Here is a 22,951-nt window from a genome sequence, read left to right on the forward strand (position 1 = left end):
ACAGCTGGCGCGGGCGGCTTGACATAAAAATCGAACAGCCATTCTTATGGGGGAGCCGGGGCGCTGCGGATGAAGTCCGGGCCGATTGTCAGTGGCAGGCGCTAGCGTCATGGACGTGAAGCGATCGACTCAAGCAAGTAACCGGGTGGCACCCATGGCAGGAAACGACCGCGAGAAGGCACTCGACGCCGCTCTCGCCCAGATTGAACGGCAATTCGGCAAGGGCGCCGTGATGCGGCTCGGCGAACGGCCGAACGAGCCCATCGAGGTGATCCCCACGGGCTCGACCGCGCTCGATGTGGCGCTCGGTGTCGGCGGCCTTCCGCGCGGCCGTGTGGTGGAGGTGTTCGGGCCGGAGTCCTCCGGTAAGACGACCCTCACGCTGCACGCGGTGGCCAACGCACAGCGGCGGGGCGGCACCGTCGCCTTCGTGGACGCCGAGCACGCGCTCGACCCCGAGTACGCGAAGAATCTCGGCGTCGACGTGGATTCCCTGATCCTCTCCCAGCCGGACAGCGGCGAGCAGGCGCTCGAGATCGTCGACATGCTGGTCCGCTCCGGTGCCCTGGACTTGATCGTCATCGACTCCGTCGCCGCCCTGGTGCCGCGCGCGGAGATCGAGGGTGAGATGGGCGACTCCCATGTCGGTCTGCAGGCCCGGCTGATGAGCCAGGCGCTGCGGAAGATCGCGGGGGCGCTCAATCACTCCAAGACCACCGCGATCTTCATCAACCAGCTCCGCGAGAAGATCGGAGTGATGTTCGGCTCGCCGGAGACCACCACCGGTGGCAAGGCGCTGAAGTTCTACGCCTCGGTGCGGTTGGACATCCGCCGGATCGAGACCCTCAAGGACGGCACGGAGGCGGTCGGCAACCGCACCCGCGTCAAGGTCGTCAAGAACAAGGTCGCGCCGCCCTTCAAGCAGGCCGAGTTCGACATTCTCTACGGCCGCGGCATCAGCCGTGAGGGTGGTCTGATCGACATGGGCGTGGAGCACGGTTTCGTCCGCAAGTCCGGCGCCTGGTACACGTACGAGGGCGATCAGCTGGGGCAGGGCAAGGAGAACTCCCGCAACTTCCTCCGCGACAATCCGGATCTCGCCAACGAGATCGAGCGGAAGATCAAGGAGAAGCTGGGGATCGGCGGAATGCAGGCGGCGGATGCCGAGCCCGGCGCGGACGGGGCCGGCGGAGCGAAGCCGAAGGCGGGGGACCCGAAGGCAGGAGACCCGAAGACCTCGGAGGCGAAGACTGCGGGCGTGAAGGCTCCCGAGGTGAAGCCGGACCCGAAGGCGGCGGACGCCAAGACGCCGGAGGTCAAGGCGCCGGAGGCGAAGACGCCGGACGCGAAGACGGTGCCCGCGCCGGCGGCGAAAGCCAAGACCGCCAGGGCCACCGCCGCCAAGAGCTAGCGGATGACCCGCCGCAGTGACTGGCCGGACGCGGATGGCCCGTCCGGCCAGCAGCGCGTAGACAGCGGTGGTCCCGCCCCGTCGAGGGCCGAGGCGGGACCACCGCGCCAGCCGCAGGACCCGGCCGAGCGGGCTCGCTCGATCTGTCTGCGACTGCTCACCGGGACCCCGCGTACCCGGCAGCAGCTCGCGGACGCGCTCAGCAAGCGGGAGATACCACCGGACGTCGCCGAGGAGGTGCTGGCCCGTTTCCAGGACGTCGGGCTGATTGACGACGTCGCCTTCGCCGGAGCCTGGGTGGAGTCCCGGCACCACAGCCGGGGCCTCGCCCGTCGCGCGCTCGCCCGCGAGCTGCGCACCAAAGGCGTGGAGCCCTCCATCATCGACAATGCGGTCGGGCAGCTCGACGCCGAGCAGGAAGCGGAGACTGCCCGCGCCCTGGTGGAGCGCAAGCTGCGCACGACCAGGGGGCTCGACCGGGACAAGCGGATCCGGCGGCTGGCCGGAATGCTGGCCCGCAAGGGGTATGCCGAGGGGCTCGCCCTGCGGGTGGTCCGGCAGGCGCTGGCGGAGGAAGGCGAGGATCCGGAACTGCTGGAGCACCATCTGCCCGACGACTAAGGGCTGTCCCGTAAGAGGACGCCCCTCCGCCTTGCGAAGCACCGCATCTGACGCCGCGCGCTGATCCACCAGGGACTACGGGACAGCCCTCAGGCCCTGTCGTTTGGATCATGCCGGGCGTCACGGGGCCCGAGAAGATCCACCGGACAGGCCCTGGCCCGCGTCAGCTCCGGGGCGTCTGGCGGGCGGACCGGCTGGGTGGGTCCTGGCCCTGCTGCCGTACCCCTCTGCCGAGCACGCTCTCCGCGCACAGCCGCAGCTCCTTGGGCCGGAGACCGGGCAGGGAAGCCACCAGACGGCCGTCCGGCCGGATCACCAGCACGGTATGGGCGGCCGCTCCGGGGTAGCCCTCGGCGACCAGCAACTCGGTGCGGAGCGGCAGCGTCTCCACGGCTGCCGCGAGTGTCGGCATGAGCCCGGCCGACAGCCAGTGGCGGCTGTCCCAGACCCCTGTGCCGGGCGCGATCAGCAGCACCAGGAGTTCACCGCCGATCCCGCCCAGTCGCTCACGCAGCCGGCAGCGGGCCCCGTCCAGCGCGATCACGGCCACGTCATGCACGGCAGCTCCGGGAGCCGTACCGACCGGCGCCGTCACCACTTCGCCGCGTGCCGGTGCCAGTGGCGAGCGCACATACGCGGGCGGTGCTCCCAACAGCCCCCGGCCCAGGTGCCCGTCCGTCAGCAGCACCAGCGGGGCCCGCGCCCCGCCGCCCGGCAGCAGCGAGCGCACCCCGCCGCCACGCCGCACCAGCGGCATCGCCTGGTCGACGGCGCGCAGCCGCGTGCCGAGCGCCGTGCGCCGTTCCGCCTCGTAACTGTCCAGCAGCGTCCCGGCGGCGGTCTCGTGACCGTGATGCCAGGCGAGCGACAGCTTCCAGGCGAGGTTGGCCGCGTCCTGCAGCCCTTCGTCGGCCGACTGGAGCCCCAGCGCGCCGACCAGATGAGCGGCGTCGCCCGCCAGGAAGGCGCGCCCCCGCCGCCAGTGCCGCGCGAGCCGCTGATGGGTGAGGTGCACTCCGGTGTCGAGGATTTCGTACGAGGGCGGCGCGGAGCCGTCGCCGCCGGCCTGGTACCAGCCCTTCAGCGTGGCGTGCACGCGTTCGCGCAGTTGCTCGGGCGTGACCTGCTCGCCGCGCGGAGGCAGCAGCCAGTCCAGCCGCCAGGCCCCGTGCGGCAGTGGACGTGCCGTCACCTCTCCCGCTCCCCGCCCGCCCGGATCGCGGTGCAGCAGGGCGTCATCAGGCCACGGCAGCCGGGTGCGCAGGGTGGCGACGGCGTGCCGTTCCACCGCGGTGCGCCCGGCGAAGCGGATCTTGAGCAGTTTGCGCACCGTCGACCGCGCGCCGTCGCAGCCCACCAGATAGCTGCCCCGCCACCAGGTGCCCTTGGTGCCGCGTGTGTGCGCGCTGACGCCGCCTGGGTCCTGCTCCAGTTCGTCCAGGTGGCTGTGGGGGATGAGGCGTACGAGCTTCTCGTCGGCCAGCGCGGCGCGCAGCCCGCGGGCCAGCTCGTGCTGCGTGACATGGAACGGCGAGGTCTCGTCGTCCAGCTCCACCCGCTGGAGCAGTTGGTGCCGCCGCTGCGTGCGCCAGCCGTGCCACCGCGCGCCTTCCATCGGCGGCAGCAGCGCCGCCGTTTCGGGGCGCAGTACACAGGTGCGCGCCGCCCGCGGCACGACCGCGCCGTCTCCGGAGTCCAGCACGACGGAGGGGACCAAGTGGCGTGCCAGCCCCAGTGCCAGTGCCAGGCCGACGGGACCCGCACCGACGATGATCACCGGGTCCACGGCAGGGGGACCTCGCAGTTCTCATGGTTCGTACGAGAGCTGGGAGTTGGTGTGGAGGGAACCTGGTACACGATCACAGATCGTATGCAACCCACTGCCCGTCCCCCCGTCAAGCGACGGGGGGACGGGCAGCGTGCTACGCGTGCCGCTCAGTGCTTGCCGAGCGGCTCGTCGAACCCCATGTCGTCGGTGGCCCCGGTGTGGACGACCGCTCCGGTCGTCTTCTTGCCGCGCCGGATATAGCCCTCCAGCCAGCTGGCGAACGTGGTGAGGAGCAGGTTCAGCAGGATGAAGATCACTGCGATCACCGTGAAGGTGGCGATGGTGTTCGCCCCGTAGTTCGCGGTGATCTCCCGGTGCTGGTTGAGGAGTTCACCGAAGCCGAGCATCGCCCCGCCCAGCGCGGTGTCCTTCACGATCACCACCAGCTGGCTCACCAGAGCCGGCAGCATCGCCGTGACCGCCTGCGGCAGCAGCACGAAGCACATGACCTGCCACTTGCGCATACCGATGGCCTTGGCCGCGTCGGACTGGCCCAGCGGCAGCGACAGGATGCCGGAGCGGACGATCTCCGCGATGACGGAGGCGTTGTAGAGCACGAGCCCGGTCACCACGGCGTACAGCGGACGGATCTCGGGTTCGATGTCGGTGCTCTGCGCGTATATCTGATTGGCGAAGACCATCATCAGCAGTACCGGGATGGAGCGGAAGAACTCCACGACCACACCGGCCGGTATCCGCACCCAGCGGTGCTCGGAGAGGCGCCCGATACCGAGCACCGCACCCAGCGGCAGCGCTATGCCGATGGACAGCGCCGCGGCCTTCAGCGTTTCGAGCAGTCCGGGAAGCAGATAGGTCGTCCACACCCGGGAGTCGTCGACGAACGGACGCCACTTGTCCGCGGTCAGCTGGTCCTTGTCCGCCATGGCGGACAGCACCCACCACAGGACGAGCGCGAGGAGGGCGAAGAAGAGGACGGTGTAGAGCCAGTTGCGGGCCCTCGCACGTGGTCCTGGCGCGTCGTAGAGAACAGAGAGGTCGCTCATCGCTTCACCGCCACGCGCTTGCTCACCCAGCCGAGCAGCAGCCCGACCGGGAGGGTGAGGCAGATGAAGCCGAAGGCGAACACCGCGAAGACGAGGAGGATGACGTCGCTCTCATTCTCGACCATGGTCGACATCAGTGCCGCCGCCTCGGTCACCCCGATGGCAGCCGCCACGGTGGTGTTCTTGGTCAGCGCGATCAGCACGTTCGCCAGTGGCGCGACCACCGAACGGAACGCCTGCGGCAGGACGATCAGGGTGAGTACCTGGAAGAAGCTCAGCCCCAGCGCCCGCGCCGCCTCGGCCTGTCCGACCGGCACCGTGTTGATCCCCGAGCGCAGCGACTCGCAGACGAAGCACGCGTGATAGGCGATCAGGGCCAGGACCGCCAGTCTGAAGCCGGTCTCCGACGAGTCTCCGCCGCCCAGCTCGATCTGCATGGTCTGGAAGAGCCCCAGTGAAGTGGCCACCATGATGACCGTCAGTGGGGTGTTCCGCACGGTGTTGATGTAGGTGGTGCCGAAGGCACGCATCACCGGAACCGGACTGACCCGCATGGCGGCCAGGACCGTGCCCCAGATCAAAGAACCAATTCCGGAATAGATGGTGAGCTTGATCGTCACCCAGAAGGCGTCCCACAAGTCGTACTGATCAAGAAAGTCGAACACGCTCTCCCGCGCTCTCGCTTCGTCGGATGGCGTGGCGCGCCGCCTGATTCAGGCGGCGCACCACCCTGCCATCTGCGGTCGGCAGCCGTCAGCTGGTCTCGGTGATCTTCGGAGCGTCGTCGTACTCGTAGTTGGCGGGCCCGAAGTGCTTGTCGGCCGCCTTCTTCCAGGAGCCGTCGTCGACCATCTTGGTGATGGCGTCGTTGATCTGCTTCTGGAGCTTGGTGTCGCCCTTCTTGATGCCGACGCCGTAGGGCTCGTCGCTCAGGCTGAGACCGGCGAGCTTGAACTTGCCCTGATGGGCCTTCTGCGCGGCATAGCCGGCCAGAATGGAGTCGTCGGTGGTCAGGGCGTCAACGGCCTTGTTCTCCAGGCCGGTGAGGCACTCTGAGTAGCCGCCGTACTCCAGCAGGTCCGCCTTCGGGGCGACGTCCTTCTTGACGTTCTGCGCCGAGGTGGAGCCGGTGACCGAACACAGCTTCAGCTTGCTGTCGCGGAGTGCCTTCTCGCTGCCGACGCTGTCGTCGTCCTTGCGGACGAGCAGGTCCTGGTGCGCCATCAGGTACGGACCGGCGAAGCTGACCTTCTCCTTGCGCTCCGGCGTGATGGAGTAGGTGGCCGCGATGAAGTCGACGTCCCCGTTGGAGATCAGGTTCTCGCGGTCGGCGCTGGGAGCTTCCTTCCAGGTGATGTCTCCCGCCTTCACGCCCATTTCCTTGGCGATGTAGGTGGCGACATCGACGTCGAAGCCCTCGTACTTGCCGTCGGGGGTCTTCAGGCCCAGTCCCGGCTGGTCGAACTTGATGCCGATGGTGAGACTGTCGCCGTCACTGCCGCTGTCGCTGTCACCACCACAGGCGGTGGCGGTGAGAGCGAGGGCGAGAGCGGCGGCTGCCGACATGCTGGCCTTGCGGAGGTTCATGATGCGCATCCCTACGATCGATGTGGTACGTGGTACGTGGTCCGTTGAACCGGGCTCAGTGGTGCAGGATCTTCGACAGGAAGTCCTTCGCACGGTCGCTGCGGGGATTGCTGAAGAACTGATCAGGGGTAGCTTCTTCGGCAATGCGGCCGTCTGCCATGAAGACCACCCGGTTAGCGGCCGAGCGGGCGAACCCCATCTCGTGGGTGACGACGACCATCGTCATGCCGTCCCGTGCCAGCTGCTGCATCACCTCGAGGACCTCGTTGATCATCTCGGGGTCGAGCGCCGAGGTCGGCTCGTCGAACAGCATTACCTTGGGGTCCATGGCCAGTGCGCGGGCGATCGCCACCCGCTGCTGCTGGCCGCCCGAGAGCTGCGCCGGATACTTGTCAGCCTGGTTGGCGACACCGACACGGTCGAGCAGTTTGCGCGCGTTCGCGATCGCCTCCTGCTTCTCGGTCTTGCGGACCTTCAGCTGGCCCAGCGTCACGTTCTCCAGCACCGTCTTGTGCGCGAAGAGATTGAAGGCCTGGAACACCATGCCGACATCGGCGCGCAGCTCGGCCAGCTCCCTGCCCTCCGCGGGCAGGGGCTTGCCGTCGATGGCGATGTATCCGGAGTCGATCGGCTCCAGCCGGTTGATCGTGCGGCACAGCGTGGACTTACCGGACCCGGAAGGTCCGATCACGACGACAACCTCTCCGCGCGCGATGGTCAGGTCGATGTCCTGAAGCACATGCAGCGCGCCGAAGTGCTTGTTGACGTTGTCCAGGACGACCAGGCCGCTCGGTGCCGATTCCGGCGGTCCGGCGTCCTTGGTCACCGATACTTTGCTCATCGGCCTGTAGCTCCGTCCTCGTCGGTTGCGAGGACCTTAGTGAGCCGTCGCCACCAGCGTCATTACATCTGAGGGGAAATTGAGCATAACGATCCGGTCGCGGCCCGGCACACTCGGTGAAGTGGACTCAGGGTGGCATGTCGGAGGCGTACCGGCTGCATAACGGAAACCGGTCGGTGACCACGAGGCCTTGACTCGGCCTGCGCCGATCCGCGTGGATGCAGAGTCGGCCCGTCCACACGGGCCGGCCCGTGTGATCGGGAAGTCGAAACGTACGCAGGAACTGGACCGTACACAGCTCAGAGCGGATCCGGAAGGCTGGAAGGGAGGGCTCCGCATGAGGCTGCTGCTGGTCGAGGATGACGAACGGGTTGCCGCGGCGCTCTCGGCGGTACTCGCCCGTCACGGCTTCGCCGTCGTGCACGCCCCCGACGGCGAGACCGCGCTGCAGCGGCTGCTGCCGGGGGACGGCCGACCGCCGTTCGGCGTGGTGCTGCTCGATCTGGGGCTGCCGGGCCAGGACGGTTTCGAGATCTGCGGGCGCATCCGCAGGATGAGCGCGATTCCGGTCATCATGGTGACGGCGCGAGCAGACGTGCGGTCGCGGATTCACGGGCTCCACCTGGGCGCCGACGACTACGTTGTCAAGCCGTACGACACCGGGGAGCTGCTCGCCCGCATCCATGCGGTGAGCCGGCGCAGCGGCGCCGAGGAGCACCCGGCGGAGGAGGGCGGCCGGCGGACGGGGCAGCGGACCGGGCAGGGGACGGTGGGCGACCTGCGGCTGGGCACCCTCGCCATCGAGCTGTCCACCCGCCAGGTGTCGGTGGACGGCCGGGCCGTCGCGCTGACCCGCAAGGAGTTCGACCTGCTCGCCCTGCTCGCGCAGCGGCCGGGCGTCGTCTTCCGGCGGGAACAGATCATCAGCGAGGTCTGGCGCACGAGCTGGGAGGGCACCGGCCGCACTCTCGAGGTGCACGTGGCCTCGCTCCGCTCCAAGCTCGGGCTGACCGCGCTCATCGAGACCGTACGCGGCGTCGGCTACCGCCTCGTCGCGCCGGCCGCGTAGCCGCGGCACGGATCCACCGACATGCGCTCCCGTCTTCTTCCGCTGCTGATCCTGCTGTTCGCCGGGGTCCTGCTCGCGCTCGGATTCCCGCTCGCCGCCAGCCTCGCCGCCGCCGAACAGCAACGCCTCGTGGTGGACCGGATCGACGACACGGCGCGCTTCGCCTCGCTCGCCCAGTTCGTGACGGCACGCAACGAACCCGGCGAACGCCTCAGCACGCTGCGCCGGGAGCTGCAGCGCTACCACGACCTGTACGGGATCCGTGCCGGGGTCTTCTACCGCGACGGGCAGGCGATGGCCGTCGCCCCCGGCGGCTGGCGGGTGCCGCCCTCGGAGGCGGGCGAGAAGACGTTCCAGGAGGCGCTGGCCGGACGGCGCAGCCATGATCCGGAGCAGGTGTGGCCGTGGCAGCAGGGGCGGATCGTCGTCGCCTCGCCGGTGATCCGGGACGGCGATGTGGCGGCCGTCGTCTTCACCGACTCGCCCACCGGCGCACTGCGCTCCCGGATCCTGCAGGGCTGGCTGCCGCTTGCCGCGGGCGAGGCGGCCGCCATGCTCCTCGCGGTCGCGGCGGCGCTGCTGTTGACCCGCTGGGTGCTGCGGCCGGTACGTGTCCTGGACCGGGCCACCCACGAGATCGCCACCGGCCAGCTCAAGTCCCGGGTCGCGGCGTCAGGAGGGCCGCCGGAGCTCCAGCGGCTCGCACACTCGTTCAATGAGATGGCCGACAACGTCCAGGAAGTACTGGAACAGCAGCGGGCCTTCGTCGCCGACGCCTCCCACCAGCTGCGCAACCCGCTCTCCGCGCTGCTGCTGCGGATAGAGCTGCTCGGGCTCGAACTTCCGGAGGGCAACACGGAGGTCGCCTCCGTACGGGCGGAGGGCAAGCGGCTCGCCCAGGTGCTCGACGATCTGCTGGATCTCGCACTGGCGGAGCACAGCGCGGCCGATCTGCGGCTCACGGATGTCGCGGCGCTGGCGGCCGAGCGGGTCGCGGCCTGGGGCCCGGTCGCCGAGCGGGAGGGAGTGGCGCTGGGATGCGCCGGGCCGACGGCCGTGACTGGCTGGGCCGACCCGATTGCACTCTCCAGTGCACTGGACGCGGTCGTCGACAACGCAGTCAAGTTCACACCTTCGGGTGAAGCAGTCACCGTCACCGTGGCTGCTGCGGGCGAACGGGTGACGGTCGAGGTGGCCGACGGGGGCCCGGGCCTGACCGAGGACGAACTGTCCCGTGTCGGCGACCGCTTCTGGCGTAGCAGCCGTCATCAGAACGTGTCCGGGTCGGGGCTCGGCCTGTCGATCACCCGGGCCCTGCTGGCCGCAGGCGGGGCGGCTGTCGCCTTCGCCCCGAACGAGCCGCACGGGCTACGGGCCACGCTGACGCTGCCGCGCGGCGAACCGGTGGCACCGGCGACGGACGGGACGCGGTAGCCGGGCATCGCGTGTTCTGTCGTGCGCTGTCGTGGTGCGCCCCGTCAGTGATGTGCGTCCCGTGCCGTCTGTGCCCCCTCCGATGCCGCCCCGCCCGCCAGCGTGGCCAGATGGGCCGCCAGCGTCCGGCGCGGCACCCAGCCCCGGGCCCGCGCCTTCGACACGTCCAGGACCACGGGATGAGCCAGCTGGTCCACGGCGTAGCGGCTGAGGGCGGGCTCACCCCTTCCGCCGCCCCAAGCGCCGCGCCGTGCGTACGCCTCCGCCGCCCGGGCCGCCGCCATGGCGAACGGGCGCGGCAGATGCCCCACACGGGCTCGGCTGCCATGGGCGCGCAGGACGGCGCGCACGGCGCTGTCCCGCCGGTACGGGCTACCGTCCGCGATGTTGTACGCCCCCGCGGGCCAGCCGCCGGCGGCCAGCGCGGCGTCCGTGAGGTTCTCCACGGCGGTGAGGCTCAGTTCCACGTCCGGGCCCGGCAGCAGCAGCGCACCGGCCCGGACCCGGGCGAGGAGCCGGGGGACGAGATGCGGGTCGCCCGGCCCGTACACGGCGCGGGGCCGGAGCACCACCGCACCGGCCGCCAGGGCGAGACGCTCGCCCGCCGCCTTCGTGCGGCCGTACGCGTTCAGCTGACCGGCAACCGGATGCCCCTCGCGCACCGTACGGCGGTCCACGCGGGGGTCGTACACGCTGGCGCTGCTGATCCATACGAGAGGCCGTCCCCCAGCGGCCTCCAGCAGCCGGGCGGTGCCGTCGACGTTGACTGCCCGCATCGCGGCCTCCGCCGCGGCGCCCACCGGGTCGCCCACGGCCGCCGCGCAGTGCACCACCAGATCAGCCGCACCGAGTGCGGGCACCGTACGGGCCGCGTCCCAGCGCAGCTGCCGCCCGACCGGTCCCGGACGCCGTCCCAGGCACACCACCTCGGCCCCGGCGGCGGCAGCGGCGACGGCGATGTGGGTGCCGCAGAAGCCGCTCGCCCCGGTCACCGCGATCCGCACCCCTGCCAGGTCGGGCGGCACGAACGAGGCGTCCGCCGGTGCCCCGCCCAGCCCGCTCACCGGCCCGCTCACCGGCCCACTCACCGGCCCGCTCCCCTCTGCGCTCACCACGCCGCGCCCGCTGCGCCGTCTGCGGACGTCCCGGCACGGACGACGAGCGTCCGCCAGCCGGGCAGCGCGGCGGCGCCGTCCGCGCGGGCGCGCACCACCACCGGCCGGTGCGGTGCCAGCGCCGCGAGGGTGTCGTCCAGCTGCGCTCTGGCCAGCGGGGCGCCCGGACAGGCGTGCGACCCCGCACCGAACACGAGCTGTGCGGTGGCGGCCCCCGCCGGGCATCCCGCGTCCGGGGCCCGGCGGTGTGCCTCGGCGGCATGACGGGCGACCAGCAGCAGACGGTCTCCCGCGCGTACCGGGTAACCGCCCACCGCACCGTCGGACGCCGCCGTACGGGGCAGCAGCGGCGAGGCGGCGGTGACCCGCAGCAGCTCGGTCACGAGTGCCGGGCGCGTCCGCCCCGAGGAGGCCTGAGTCCACAGCCCGTCGTCGGCGCACAGGGCGGCTGCCCTGGGCAGCGCGGCGACGGTGGTGTTGACGGCCGCCGCGGCGAGCATGGCGCGCTGTGCCGTGTCCGGCCCGCCCCGTACCAGGGCTTCCAGCCGGGCGGCGGCCGCACCCGCGGCCGCCGCCCGGCGGCGTCCGCCAGGCAGGGGTACGGGCAGATGGTCGCGTACGGCGGCCGCCGCGGCCTGCGCTGCCGCCTCCGCCAACTCCAGCGGATCGGCCGGACAGCGCAGCAGAGCACAGGTGGTGGCGCCCGCCAGTTCCCGCGTGAGCGTGCTGAGATCGACGTGCTCCCCCCGCGCGAGCGGTGCCAGCCGCCGCGCGAGGACGGCGCGCCACACCGGACGCAGCCGTTCCACCCCGGCCGCCCCCAGGCTTTCGGCGAGTGCCCGGCGAGCGGCGCGGTGCGCACCGCCCTCCTGGTCGAACAGCAGCTCGCCCCCGGAGGAGATCCGCCGGGCGGCCCCGCCCGTGGTCCCCGGCGCCGTACGGTCCAGCGGGAGCCGGGTCAGCGCCTCCCGGTACGCGTCGGTGCCGTGCACCAGCACGGTGCGGCCGACGCGCAGCACCGGGATGCGCCGGGTGGCGGCGAGCAGAGCGAACAGCACGGGATGGCTGCGCAGATACACGCGCCGGTCACGACGCCGGGCGCGGCTCACCGGACGTGCGCTTCGTCGTCGTGCCGGGGCAGGTACCGCCGGTCCCAGTGCCACAGCAGGGTGCGGCGGGCACCCCACGCGCGCACTCGGCGCAGGCTGTGGTGCACCAGTAGATGCTCGGCGCGCACGATCCGGTCGCTGTGCTCCCGCGCCCTGTTGAGCAGCGTGACGTCCTCGGAGCCCGCCCGCAGCGGCACCCTGGGCGCGCCCCCGCAGCGGACATAGAGCGCACTTGTCAGAGCGAGGTTGTGGCCGTGACAGAGCACGTAGGGGGTGCGGTAGCGCGCATCCCGGTGCGCCCTGCGGAAGCGCCCGTACACCGCGGTCAGCCGCGTCACCACCGGCAGCAGCCGCTCGGCCCGGGTGGGTCGCTCGTCGCGGCGGGGCACGCTGCGCCCGCAGACCATCTCGGCGCCGGCGGCCAGTTCGGCCTTGCCGGTGGCCACCCAGTCCGGCGCGGGCAGGCAGTCGGCGTCGGTGCGCAGGAGGCGCTCCGCGCCGAGGGCGATGGCGTGCCGGAAACCGGTGTCGGCGGCGGTCCCGGCGCCCCGTTCCGGTTCGCTGACCAGGTGTACGGGGAACGGTGCGGTGCGGGCGAAGGCGCGCACCGTGGCGGCGGTCCCGTCGGTGCACGCGTTCTCCACCACGACCAGGGTGAAGCGGGTGTCGGTCTGTGCGGCGAGCGCGGCGAGCGTGCCACCGATCAGCGACTGTTCGTTGTACGCGGGCACCACGACGCCGGTCTCCGCCTGCCGCGCCTCACTCATCTCTTCCCTCCCGTCGAGAGCCGGGCGGCGGCCCAGCGGCAGGCGGCGGCCCGGTCGGGCTTGCGCGACCGCCCCGCCAGCGGTATTTCGCCCAGCAGCACCACGTCCGGCCGGGCGTCGCCCATCCGGCCCAGCGGACCGGCCAGGGCCGCCCGAACCGCCTTCGGGCCGCTGCCCGCCCGAGGCTGCACGACGGCGACGAGGCGCTCGTCGCCGTCCGCGTCCGCCACCCCGACCAGCAGCGCCAGTTCGACCCCGGGGACCTCCAGGGAGGGCTCGTACAGGCCCGGATAGATGTTCTCGGCCCCACGCAGCACCATGTCCTTGCACCGTCCCGCCAGGACGATCCGCCCGCCGTCGAGACGGCCGCGGTCGCCCGTGCGTATCCAGGGGTCGGGCTCCTCACCGAGATAGCGGTGCCGGGCGGCGGGCCCGGACAGCAGCAGTTCGCCGCCACTGCCACTGCCACCGCCACCGCCCACGTCTGCGCCGTCCGTCTGCGCCGTCACGCCGGGCAGGGGCGTGCCCACCAGATCGCCGGCCCCCTCGTACGCGGCCTTCTCCGCCTGCTCCACCGCTGCCGCCGGGAACAGCTCGGTCAGCGCGTACACCCCCCACGCCTCCGCCGCGCCCGCCTCCCGCACCCGTGTCAGCAGCCCGGTGCTCGCGGGCGCGGAGCCGGTCCACACCCGTCCGGTGAAGCGTGCCGACTCCGCCAGCGCGCCGCGCAGTTGCGGCGGTGTCAGATAGGTGGCCTGCGGGGCGAGCCGACGCAGTTGCCGGGCTAGGGTCCGCGGCGTACGGGCCGGGAGTGCCACCGGCGCCCCGGCCGCGAGGGAGGGCACCAGTACGAAGAAGGTGCCCCCGAGGACGGGGGTGCCGGCACGTGGCCGGACAAGATCCGAGACGGCGTCCATCCCGGCGGCGAGCGAGGAGCGGGAGTGCACCACGGCGCGCGGCTTCGCGGTGGTGCCGGAGGTGAAGACGATGACGGCGTCACCGTCCGCCTCCGGCCCGGCGGGCAGCGGCGCGCCGGTGGGGCCCGCGGCCAGGGCGGGGGCACAGCCGGGCAGTCGCCGTCCCAGTGTCGCCACCGGCCCCAGCCCGGCCAGTTCGGGCAGTGCGAGCCGGGCCCGCCGCGCCAGCGGTCGCGCCCAGCCCGCCACGGCCTGCGCTGTCGCGTCGGCCAGCACCAGCGCTGGGCGGGCCAGCGCCAGCCGGGCGCGCAGTACGTCGGGGCCCGCCGCCGGGTCGAGCACCGCGGCGCACAGCCCCAGCCGGTGCACCGCGAGCAGCACCGCCAGCGCGCGGGGGCCAGGCCGTACCGCGAGCCCGACGGTGTCCCCGGCGGCGAGGCCGCGATGGTGCAGCGCGGCGGCGTACGTGTCGGCGAGGGCGGCGAGTTCGCCGCAGGTGGCGGCCACCCGTACGGTCCCGTCGCGGCGGGTGGTCAGCACGGCGGGCCGGTGGGCGTTCGCGCGCAGCGTGTGAGGGAGTCGGTTGAGCATCAGCGAGGGTCCTCCACGAGTCGGCCGCTGCCCTTGTCGAGATACCAGCGGGCGGTCCGGACCAGGCCGTACGTACGCAGCCGCCGGGTGGAGTTCTCCACCACCATGTCGCGGCACCGGGCGATGGCGGCGGTGTGCCGTCGCACCCGGTTGAGGAAGGCCCGGTCGGTGGGGGAGGGGCGCCGGGGCATGCCGCCGGCCGCGAGATAGACGGGGGCGCTGATCGCCATGTTGTTGCCCGCGTGCATCCGGTAGGGCGCCAGGTAGCCGTGCCGCCGCCGGTGCGCGGGGCGGATACGGCCGAAGGCGCCCGCGGCGCGCACCAGGGCGCGGAACCCGGCGCGGCCCAGTGGCCCGTGCTCGTCGTGGCGGGCTTCGAGGTGCCCGCACACCATGTCCGCGCCCGCCTCCAGCGTTGCTCTGGCGGCAGCCGTCCACCCGGGCCGGGGCAGGCAGTCCGCGTCGGTACGGGCGAGGAGCGTGGCACCGTGCCCGATCGCGCAGCGGAACCCGGAGTCGACGGCGCAGCCCACGCCCTTGTCGTCTTCCGTCAGCACCCGTACGGGGAACGGGGCGCGGGCCGCGAAGGCGCGTACCACCGCGGCGGTGCCGTCCGTGGAGGCGTTGTCGACGACGAGGAGGGTGAAGTCGAGGTCCTGCTGCGCGGCGAGGGCGTCCAGGGTGGCGCCGATCCGGTCCGCTTCCTGGTAGGCGGGTATGACGACCCACAGCTGGTTCACGACTGCTCCCAGACCATCGTCATCATGCTGACGCCTCCGCCGAGCCCGACGAACAGCAGCCGGTCGCCCGGCTCCAGCTCCGGCCGCACGCGGTGCAGCTGTATCCCCAGCGACGCGCTCGCGACATTGCCCAGCTCGTCGACGGTGAGCACCAGTTTGTCCCTGGGTACCCCGGTGACCTCGGCGAAGCGCTCCAGGTAGGGCACCGTCACCTGGTGGACGAGTACGTGGGTGAAGTCGGCCCATTCCAGCCCCGTCCGGTGCCGGACGCGGTCGAGTATCGCGGTGCCGACCTTCTCGAAGACGGCGCGCAGTTCGTGTCCGTCGCCGTGGAAGTAGGTGTGCTCGTCGCCGCGTGGATTCCGCGAGCCGCCGCCGGAGATGCCGCCCACCCGCCAGTGCTCCGACTGGGTCTCGGTGTCGATGTCGAGGATGCCGCCGCGTCCGACGGCTTCGACGACGACCGCCGCGCCGGCGTCGCCGAAGGTGTAGCCCGCGAATCCCTCCCGGAACTGCCGGATGCCGTCCGGCATGAGGTTCGTCGCCCGTGACGGGGTCTCACCGGTCACCACGAGGGCGCGGCGGGTCCGGCCCGCCAGGATCATCGCCCGCGCCAGGTCGATGCCGTTGACGAAGCTGTTGCAGGCGTTGGTGACGTCCAGGCAGTGTGCGCGGGAGCCCAGTGCCTCCTGCACGATGTGCGCCGTCGCCGGTTCCGCGACATCGCGGGTGGCCGAGGCGAACAGCAGCAGGTCGATGTCGAGAACGTCGAGTCCGGCGGTGGCCAGCGCCTCGCGGGCGGCGTCCGCCGCGAGTGTGGAGGCGTACTCGCTGTCGGCGGCGATCCTGCGGGTACGGATGCCGGTCGCCCTCTCCAGGATGTCGTGGGGGAGCGGCAGGCCGGTGTTGCCGGCGATGCGCCGGCACAGCTCGCCGGAGGTATGCGACTGTCCGGGCAGCCGGGTGCCGACGGAGGTGATCCCGGCCCGTGCCGGTGCGAACCCGGAATGGATCGCCTGTACCTGTGTTCGACTCTGAAGCGTCATGCGGGCAGCATCGCCGCCGCACACCGGCGACGGCATGAGTACACCTACTCAGTCGGCCCGCTCAGCCGGCCGGGTGCCGATCCGCCTCCGTACGGATGCCCGCGGGGGTGAGCCGAAGGGTGAGGATCTGGAAGGGGCGGAGCAGGATCTCCAGCGCGCCGTCCGCAGAGGGGCCGTGCACCACGGCGGACTTGGGTGCCGTCCCGGCTTCCGTCAGCGGACGCTCCAGCAGGTCCGTCACGGCCGCCGACTCCAGCGGGAATCCCGCCGTCACCGTCGTACGGGCCCGGCCGCCGTGCGACTCGTAGAGGCGTACGACCACATCGCCGCTCCGGTCCTCCGCCAGCTTGACCGCCTCCACCACCACCTGGTCCCCGCTGACCGAGACCAGCGGCGCGACCGGCGCGCCGCCGCCCCGCACCGTACGCTCCGGCAGATTGATCCAGTGGCCCTCCCGCACCGCGTCGCCCACCGTGGCACCGGGCACCAGCGCGTAGCGCAGCCGGTGGCGCCCCTGGTCGGTCTCCGGGTCCGGGTAGCGCGGGGCGCGCAGCAGGGAGAGCCGGATCGTGGTGGTCTGGCCGCCGTCCTCGCGGATGTCGCGGGTGACGTCGTGCCCGTAGGTCGAGTCGTTGACGACGGCCACGCCCCAGCCGGGCTCCTCGGCATGGATCCAGCGATGCGCGCAGATCTCGAACTTCGCCGCGTCCCACGAGGTGTTGGTGTGCGTGGGCCGGAACACGTGCCCGAACTGCGTTTCGGCCGCCGACCGTTCCGCCTTCACATCCAGCGGAAAAGCCGCCTTGAGGAGCTTCTCCGACTCCCGCCAGTCCACCTCGGTGACGATGTCCAGCGCCTGTGCGCCCGCCCGCAGTGTCAGCGACTGCACGACGGTCGACCTGCCGAAGCTGCGGGTCGCCCGCACCGTGGCGGCGTTCTCGGCCCGCTCGGTGAGCGTCACCTCGTCGGTGCTGGTCAGGTCGGTCACGCTGCGGCGGTAGAAGGCGTCGATGTCCCAGGCGTCCCACATGTTCGGGAAGTCCGGGTGCACCTGGAGAAGGTTGGCGGCCTGCTCCGGCGCGATGGCCTCGCGCCCGCCGCCGATGTCGTAGGCGGACAGCACGAGACCCCGCGCGTCGATCCCCACCCGCAGCAGACCGTTGTCCAGCACCCAGCCGCCGCCCTCCCGCTCCGCCACGCTGACGGGATCGCCCGTACGGGTCCGGGGGCCGGCACCGTGCGCGGGAACACCGCCGCGGGCGTGCGGTGCGCCGTTGAACACCATGTCCACGCCGCCGCCTTCGGCACTTCCGCCCGCCAGCGCGCGCTGAGCGGAGCCGATGACCTCCTCCAGCTCCTCGCGCACCCGGGCGTACGTCTCCCGCGCCTCGCGGTGCACCCAGGCGATCGAGGAGCCGGGCAGGATGTCGTGGAACTGGTGCAGCAGCACCGTCTTCCAGAGCCGCTCCAGCCGCTCGTACGGATAGGCGTACGGGGCGGGCTGATCCGCCCGGCGCAGCGTCGCGGTGGCCGCCCACAGCTCCGCCTCCCGCAGCAGCGACTCGCTGTGCCGGTTGCCCTGCTTGGTCTTCGCCTGCGAGGTGTACGTGCCCCGGTGCAGCTCCAGATAGAGCTCACCCGCCCACACCGGCGCGTCCGGGTACTCCGCGTGCGCCTTCTCGAAGAAGGCGGCCGGCCTCTCCACCGTCACGCGGGGCGAGCCCTCCAAGTCCCGCAGCCGCTTCGCCCGTGCCAGCATTTCGCGGGTCGACCCGCCGCCCCCGTCTCCGTGACCGAAGGGCGCCAGGGAACGGGAGCCGCCGCCCTTCTCCCGGTAGTTGCGGGCGGCGTGGGCCAGTTGCCGGCCGCTCAGCGTCGCGTTGTAGGTGTCGACGGGCGGGAAGTGCGTGAAGACCCGGGTGCCGTCGATGCCCTCCCACCAGAAGGTGTGGTGCGGAAACCTGTTCGTCTGGCTCCAGGAGATCTTCTGGGTGAGGAACCAGTTGGCGCCCGCGAGTTGGACGATCTGCGGCATGGCGGCGGTGTAGCCGAAGGAGTCCGGCAGCCACACCTCACCGGTGTCGATGCCGAACTCCTCCAGGAAGAACTTCTTGCCGTACAGGAACTGCCGGGCCATGGCCTCGCCACCGACCATGTTGGTGTCCGACTCCACCCACATACCGCCCACCGGCACGAACTGCCCGCCGGCAACCTTCCGCTTCACCCGCTCGTACAGCTCGGGCCGGTGCTCCTTGAGCCAGGCGAACTGCTGCGCCTGCGACATGGCGAAGACGAACTCCGGGTGGTCGTCCATGAGGCCGACCATGTTGGCGGTGGTACGGGCGACCTTCCGTACGGTCTCGCGCAGCGGCCACAGCCAGGCCGAGTCGATATGGGCGTGGCCCACGGCGCTGATCCGGTGCGCGGAGGGGCGCGCGGGGGTGGACAGCACCCCGCACAGGCGGGCGCGGGCGCCGGCGGCCGAACCGGGCACATCGGTCAGATCGACCGCGTCCAGCGCCCGTTCCACCGCCCGCAGCAGCTCCCAGCGGCGTGCGTCCTCCAGCGGCAGTTCACGCATCAGTCCGCCGGTCACCTCCAGGTCCTGGACCAGCTCCCAGACCTCGGTCTCGAAGACGGCGAGGTCCATCCGGCGCAGCCGGTACAGGGGGCGGTTGCCCGAGGTGAGCCGGTCGCCCTCGGCGGTTGGCGTCTGCGGGTGGTTGAGCACCGGGTTGGCGGACGCCTCGATGTACAGCTCCACCGGCTCGCCCCCGGCGGCGGGACGGCCGACCGGCACCCACGTGTTGCGCGGGTTGAGCGCCTTCACCACCCCGCCGTCCGCCCGGTGGACCAGCCCCTCGCACTGGAAGCCGGGCATGTCGAGCTCGAACCCCAGATCGAGAACCGCCTCCACGGTCCGGCCTGCCCACTGCTCCGGCACCCGCCCGGTGACCCTGAACCAGGTGGTCCCCCACGCGGGGCCCCACTCCTCCCCGGCCGCCGCGGGCCCGTACGGCGCGGCGATCCCCTCACCGACGGGCACCGGCTCACCGGGAGCGTCCCAGCGCTGGACGGTCAGTGGCAGCGGGGAGCTGTAGACGGCGGGCCGCACCCGCTCGTCCAGGACGCGGCGCAGTCGGGCTTCGACAATGCTGCGGTCGTCGTGCATTTCGGCGGCTCCTTCGGTGGGGCATCCCCGGGCATCCGTATCACCGTGGCCGGCCCGCCGTCCCCCTCCGTGCCCACGGCTGACGTAGGGCCCGGCGCACCCGTGCGGGCCCGCCGGGGCAGATCTACCCGGGTGCGCAGGGCCGTACGCGGGGCGCGTACGGCAGGCGTACGGCCTCCGCCTGCGTCACCCGGTGAGCAGTGCCTCGCCCCGTACGGTGCGGGCGTACAGCACCCGGTGCCCCGCACGGTGCGCGGACACCAGGCCCGCCGCGTGCAGCAGCTTCAGATGCTGGGAGACGCCGCCCGGGGACAGGCCGGAGCGGCGCGCGAGCTCGGTGGTGCATTCCGGGGACTCCAACTCGGCCAGCAGCGTCGCCCGCGACCGGCCCAGTACCTGGGCAAGGGCCTCCGAAGGGGTGGTGTGCGCCGGCTGCCACAGCGTGCCGACGGCGCGCGGCGGGTAGCGCAGCGCGGGCTGCCCTCCGGAGCCGGCGAGGGAGGTGACGGAGAAGATGCGCGGCCAGATGAAGGCCGAGGGCACCAGCAGCAGGCCGCGTCCGCCCAAGCCGCGGACGCCCGAGACGTGCCGGTGTGCGAGCCGCAGCGTGCCCTCCTCCCAGCTGACCTGTGGATCGAGGTCGTCGAACAGACGTTGCGTGCCGCCCTCGGCGAGCCGCCGGGCCCGGTGCAGCACATCGGACTCCAGCAGAGTGCGGATCCGCGGCCAGTGCGGGGCGAGGGCCACGTCCCAGTAGTGCGCGATGCCGTCGGCGAGCCTGCCGAGTTCCCGCCCGGGGTTCTCGCGCAGCGCGGCGATCTCGGCGGTGCGCGGTGCGGGGAGGGCGTCGACGCCCTCGCGCACGGCCTCGGGCGGTGTCGCCCGCAGGGTGGCCAGCTCCACCCCGAGATCGGGCACGGGGGTCGACGGCGGCGGGCACACGAAGCCGGGGATCAGCCGGGTGGGGACCGGCACCAGCCCGGACAACAGCCCCCAGTCCACTCCCGAGGCCGCCAGCGCCGGTCCGGCGAGAGCGCTCCACGGCCGGAGGAGGGGATGCTCGGCGGGACGCTTGAGCACCCGCACGCTCGCCACCACCTCCCACAGCGGGGAGAGCGCGAAGCGCGTGCGGGCCAGATCGGCGGCCGTGAACTCGAGTTCCAGCATTCAGCTGAGGCTAAATCATTCGGTGAAGGGGCATGGCGTCGGCATTGTCGCGGCCATGTCTGTGGACCCTCCCACCCCACCACCCGCCCCCTCGGCCCCGCCCGTAACGCCCGCCCCGCCCGCCCCGTCGCCCTGGCGCGACCCCGACTTCCGCCGGCTCTTCGCCGCGGCGGCGGTCAGCAAGCTGGGCACCCAGATCGGCTACGTTGCCCTTCCGCTGGTCGCGGTGCTCGTGCTGGACGCCGGGCCCGGCGAGGTCGGCATGCTGGCGACGCTCAGCACCGTTGCCTTCCTGCTGATCGGCCTGCCCGCCGGCGCCTGGGTGGACCGGCTCCGGCGGCGCCGGCTGATGATCCTGGCCGATCTTCTGCGAGCGGCCCTGCTGGCGTCCGTACCGGCCTGCTGGGCGCTCGACCTGCTCACTCTCACCCAGCTCTACGTGGTCGTGCTGCTCAGCGGCTGCGCCACCGTCTTCTTCGACGTCGCGGCGCTCAGCCACCTTCCGCAACTGGTGCACCGGGACGCGCTGGTCGCCGCCAACGCGGGCATGGTCGGGCTCGACGCCGCGGGCAGCGTGGCGGGGCGCGGCGCCGGTGGCTCTCTCGTGCAGCTGGTCTCGGCCCCCGCTGCGGTCGCCGCCGACGCCGTCAGCTACCTGGTCTCCGCGCTGTCCCTCGCCCGGATCCGGAAGCCCGAACCGGCGCCACCGCCCCGCTCGGCGGTGGAGGGCGGCGGACCGGGGCTGTGGCCGCAGATCCGGGAGGGGCTCTCCCACGTGCTCGGCAGCCCGCGGCTGCGCGCCCTCGCGCTCGGGGGCGCACTCACCAACCTGGGCGCGCAGCTGGTCAACACCATGCTGCCGGTGCTGTTCACCCGGGAACTGGGCCTCTCCGCGACGGCGTTGGGTCTGTTCTGGAGTGCCGGAGGAGTCGGTGTCCTGCTCGGCTCGCGCTGTGCCCGGCCGCTGGCCCGACGGTTCGGCTACGGCCGCACGCTGGGCGTGGTGGGCCTCGTCGTCGCCCCGGCGGGCCTGCTGCTGCCTCTGCTCGACACCGGAGGGTGGCTGTGGGCCGCGGGGGCAGGCTGGTTGCTGACCACCGCCAAGGTGGGTGTCGACAACGTCCTCGCCGTGAGCCTGCGGCAGCGCATGACCCCGGACGGACTGCTCGGCCGGATGAACGCCACCTTCCGGTTCCTGCTGACCGGCGCGCTGGCGGTGGGCTCGGGGCTGGCCGGGCTCCTCGGCGCATACGTCTCGGTGCGCGCCGCGCTGTGGGCCGGCGGGATATGCCTGGCGCTGGTCTGGTTGCCGGTGCTGCTCTCACCGCTCCGGTCGCTGCGCGATCTCCCGGACGGACCGCAGCAACTGGACGGCCCCCGGCACCCGGACGGCCCGCCGACCCGCGTCAGGGCTTGACCGCCCGGTAGTAGCGCTCGGCACCCTGGTGCAGCGGCAGCGGGTCGGTGTAAATGGCCGTGCGCAGATCGACCTTCTGCGCCGCGTGCACCTCGTTGCCGATCTGGTCCCGGCTGTTGATCAGCGAGCGGGTGAGCGCCTCGGCCACCTCCGGGTCCGTACGGTCCGTGGTGACCAGCAGATTCGCCACCGCCACCGTGTTGACCGGCTCGCCCTGCTGCACACTCGGGTACGCGTCCGCGGGCATCACGGCGGCGCGGTAGTAGCGGGTCTCCGGCTCCATCGCGTGCAGCCGCGGCATCAGGTCGCCGAGCTGGACCAACCGTATGCCGGTCTTCTCGGCCAGCCGCTCGATCGCGGTCGTCGGCAGGCCGCCCGACCAGAAGAACGCGTCCAGCTCGCCGCGCTCCAGCATTCCCGGCAGCCGGTCGATGCCCGCAGGCACCTCCTCGATGTCCTTGTCCCGGTCCAGTCCGGCTGCCTTCAGCAGCCGCCCGGCGACCAGGCTCACCCCGGACCGCTCCGATCCCAGCCCGACCCGCAGCCCGCCCAGGTCCTTCGCGCTGCGCACCGGGGATCCGGCGGGCACGATCAGCTGCATGTAGTCGTCGTACAGCCGAGCACACGCGGACAGCCGCTCCGCGTCCTCGCCCCCTGCGTCCAGATAGGCCGCGACGGCGTCGGACTGGGCGATGGTGAAGTCCGCACGGCCGGCCACCACCATGTCGATGTTCTGCACGGAACCCTGGCTGGAGGCGAGTTCCATCCGCAGCTTGGGCACATCGCGGGCCATTCGCTGCTGGAGGAGCGTGCCGTACCGCGCGTACACCCCGGTCGGCGCGCCGGTGGCGAACGTGATCTTCCCGGAGGGCGCCGTGCCGCCATCCGGCAGCAGCCACCACAGCAGCATTCCGAGCACGAGGGCCACGGCGCCCGCGGCCCGCCATCTTCCGGGCACACCGCGCAGGGCCGTGCCGTTGCGTACCGGGAGGCGGACCATGTCCCGATCCTGCCAGCACCCCTGTGCGCGGCCCGACGGCAGGGGCGCCGACGGGAGCGAACAAGGCAGCGCGGCGTGCGTCGCGCTCCGCGCACCGAGCCCGCGGCGTACGCCG

The 22,951-nt window shown here is 72.2% G+C and carries 19 protein-coding genes; 5 read left to right on the forward strand and 14 right to left on the reverse strand.

All coding sequences use genetic code 11. The features are described 5' to 3' along the window. Positions 1–154 precede the first annotated feature (154 nt). Both recA and recX read left to right on the forward strand, forming a co-directional pair. Positions 155–1,411: a recombinase RecA gene (recA, locus tag LHJ74_RS11745; RefSeq protein ID WP_311203284.1), complete on the forward strand. Its 1,257-nt coding sequence runs from the start codon at positions 155–157 to the stop codon at positions 1,409–1,411. A 3-nt stretch (positions 1,412–1,414) separates the two neighbouring features. After that, positions 1,415–2,032, forward strand: coding sequence for a recombination regulator RecX (gene recX, locus LHJ74_RS11750; protein ID WP_260217899.1), 618 nt, complete (start codon positions 1,415–1,417; stop codon positions 2,030–2,032). Positions 2,033–2,195: 163 nt separating this feature from the next. Here recX and LHJ74_RS11755 read toward each other — a convergent pair whose 3' ends face one another. The 5 genes from LHJ74_RS11755 to LHJ74_RS11775 form a co-directional block, all read right to left on the reverse strand. Continuing rightward, positions 2,196–3,818 (reverse strand): FAD-dependent monooxygenase, encoded by a 1,623-nt coding sequence (locus tag LHJ74_RS11755; RefSeq protein WP_260217900.1) that lies wholly within the window; start codon positions 3,816–3,818, stop codon positions 2,196–2,198. A gap of 149 nt (positions 3,819–3,967) precedes the next feature. Then, positions 3,968–4,864, reverse strand: coding sequence for an amino acid ABC transporter permease (locus LHJ74_RS11760; RefSeq protein WP_260217901.1), 897 nt, complete (start codon positions 4,862–4,864; stop codon positions 3,968–3,970). Further along, positions 4,861–5,529 carry an amino acid ABC transporter permease gene (locus tag LHJ74_RS11765; RefSeq protein WP_260217902.1) on the reverse strand — a complete coding sequence of 223 codons (669 nt, stop codon included), beginning with the start codon at positions 5,527–5,529 and terminating at the stop codon, positions 4,861–4,863. Before LHJ74_RS11765 ends, LHJ74_RS11760 begins: the two co-directional genes overlap by 4 nt. An 88-nt stretch (positions 5,530–5,617) precedes the next feature. Next, a complete protein-coding gene (locus LHJ74_RS11770) occupies positions 5,618–6,451 on the reverse strand; it encodes a glutamate ABC transporter substrate-binding protein (RefSeq protein WP_260217903.1) in 834 nt (277 codons plus the stop codon). Between the two features lie 55 nt (positions 6,452–6,506). Beyond that, a complete protein-coding gene (locus tag LHJ74_RS11775) occupies positions 6,507–7,292 on the reverse strand; it encodes an amino acid ABC transporter ATP-binding protein (protein ID WP_260217904.1) in 786 nt (261 codons plus the stop codon). A gap of 337 nt (positions 7,293–7,629) precedes the next feature. Between LHJ74_RS11775 and LHJ74_RS11780 the strand changes: the two genes are divergently transcribed. Both LHJ74_RS11780 and LHJ74_RS11785 read left to right on the forward strand, forming a co-directional pair. Beyond that, complete coding sequence (locus LHJ74_RS11780; protein ID WP_260217905.1) at positions 7,630–8,361, forward strand: response regulator transcription factor; 732 nt, start codon at positions 7,630–7,632, stop codon at positions 8,359–8,361. A gap of 21 nt (positions 8,362–8,382) precedes the next feature. Beyond that, a complete protein-coding gene (locus LHJ74_RS11785) occupies positions 8,383–9,795 on the forward strand; it encodes a sensor histidine kinase (RefSeq protein WP_260217906.1) in 1,413 nt (470 codons plus the stop codon). A 44-nt stretch (positions 9,796–9,839) separates the two neighbouring features. Here LHJ74_RS11785 and LHJ74_RS11790 read toward each other — a convergent pair whose 3' ends face one another. The 8 genes from LHJ74_RS11790 to LHJ74_RS11825 form a co-directional block, all read right to left on the reverse strand. Next, positions 9,840–10,883 (reverse strand): NAD-dependent epimerase/dehydratase family protein, encoded by a 1,044-nt coding sequence (locus LHJ74_RS11790; RefSeq protein WP_311203285.1) that lies wholly within the window; start codon positions 10,881–10,883, stop codon positions 9,840–9,842. Positions 10,884–10,903: 20 nt separating this feature from the next. Then, positions 10,904–12,019, reverse strand: a complete 1,116-nt coding sequence (locus tag LHJ74_RS11795) for a cytochrome P450 family protein (protein WP_260217907.1) — start codon at positions 12,017–12,019, stop codon at positions 10,904–10,906. After that, complete coding sequence (locus LHJ74_RS11800; RefSeq protein WP_260217908.1) at positions 12,016–12,786, reverse strand: glycosyltransferase family A protein; 771 nt, start codon at positions 12,784–12,786, stop codon at positions 12,016–12,018. Before LHJ74_RS11800 ends, LHJ74_RS11795 begins: the two co-directional genes overlap by 4 nt. After that, the gene (locus tag LHJ74_RS11805) at positions 12,783–14,294 is read right to left on the reverse strand and encodes a class I adenylate-forming enzyme family protein (RefSeq protein WP_260217909.1); all 1,512 of its coding nucleotides are present in this window, start codon (positions 14,292–14,294) and stop codon (positions 12,783–12,785) included. Before LHJ74_RS11805 ends, LHJ74_RS11800 begins: the two co-directional genes overlap by 4 nt. Next, a complete protein-coding gene (locus tag LHJ74_RS11810) occupies positions 14,294–15,034 on the reverse strand; it encodes a glycosyltransferase family 2 protein (protein WP_260217910.1) in 741 nt (246 codons plus the stop codon). Before LHJ74_RS11810 ends, LHJ74_RS11805 begins: the two co-directional genes overlap by 1 nt. Beyond that, positions 15,031–16,080, reverse strand: a complete 1,050-nt coding sequence (locus tag LHJ74_RS11815) for a 3-oxoacyl-ACP synthase III family protein (RefSeq protein WP_260217911.1) — start codon at positions 16,078–16,080, stop codon at positions 15,031–15,033. The genes LHJ74_RS11810 and LHJ74_RS11815 overlap by 4 nt, the downstream gene beginning before the upstream one ends. Before the next feature lie 61 nt (positions 16,081–16,141). Next, entirely contained in the window at positions 16,142–19,252 is a 3,111-nt protein-coding gene (locus LHJ74_RS11820) for an alpha-mannosidase (RefSeq protein ID WP_260217912.1), read from the reverse strand. A gap of 186 nt (positions 19,253–19,438) precedes the next feature. After that, a complete protein-coding gene (locus LHJ74_RS11825) occupies positions 19,439–20,419 on the reverse strand; it encodes an ArsR/SmtB family transcription factor (RefSeq protein WP_260217913.1) in 981 nt (326 codons plus the stop codon). 55 nt (positions 20,420–20,474) lie between these two features. Here LHJ74_RS11825 and LHJ74_RS11830 point away from each other — a divergent pair, with 55 nt between their 5' ends. Next, entirely contained in the window at positions 20,475–21,836 is a 1,362-nt protein-coding gene (locus LHJ74_RS11830; protein ID WP_260217914.1) for an MFS transporter, read from the forward strand. On the opposite strand, the gene LHJ74_RS11835 is transcribed toward LHJ74_RS11830, so the two are convergent. Beyond that, the gene (locus LHJ74_RS11835) at positions 21,826–22,836 is read right to left on the reverse strand and encodes a TAXI family TRAP transporter solute-binding subunit (protein ID WP_260217915.1); all 1,011 of its coding nucleotides are present in this window, start codon (positions 22,834–22,836) and stop codon (positions 21,826–21,828) included. The genes LHJ74_RS11830 and LHJ74_RS11835 overlap by 11 nt on opposite strands. Positions 22,837–22,951 lie beyond the last annotated feature (115 nt).

The organism is Streptomyces gossypii, from assembly GCF_025165795.1.
Taxonomy (GTDB): Bacteria; Actinomycetota; Actinomycetes; order Streptomycetales; family Streptomycetaceae; genus Streptomyces; species Streptomyces gossypii.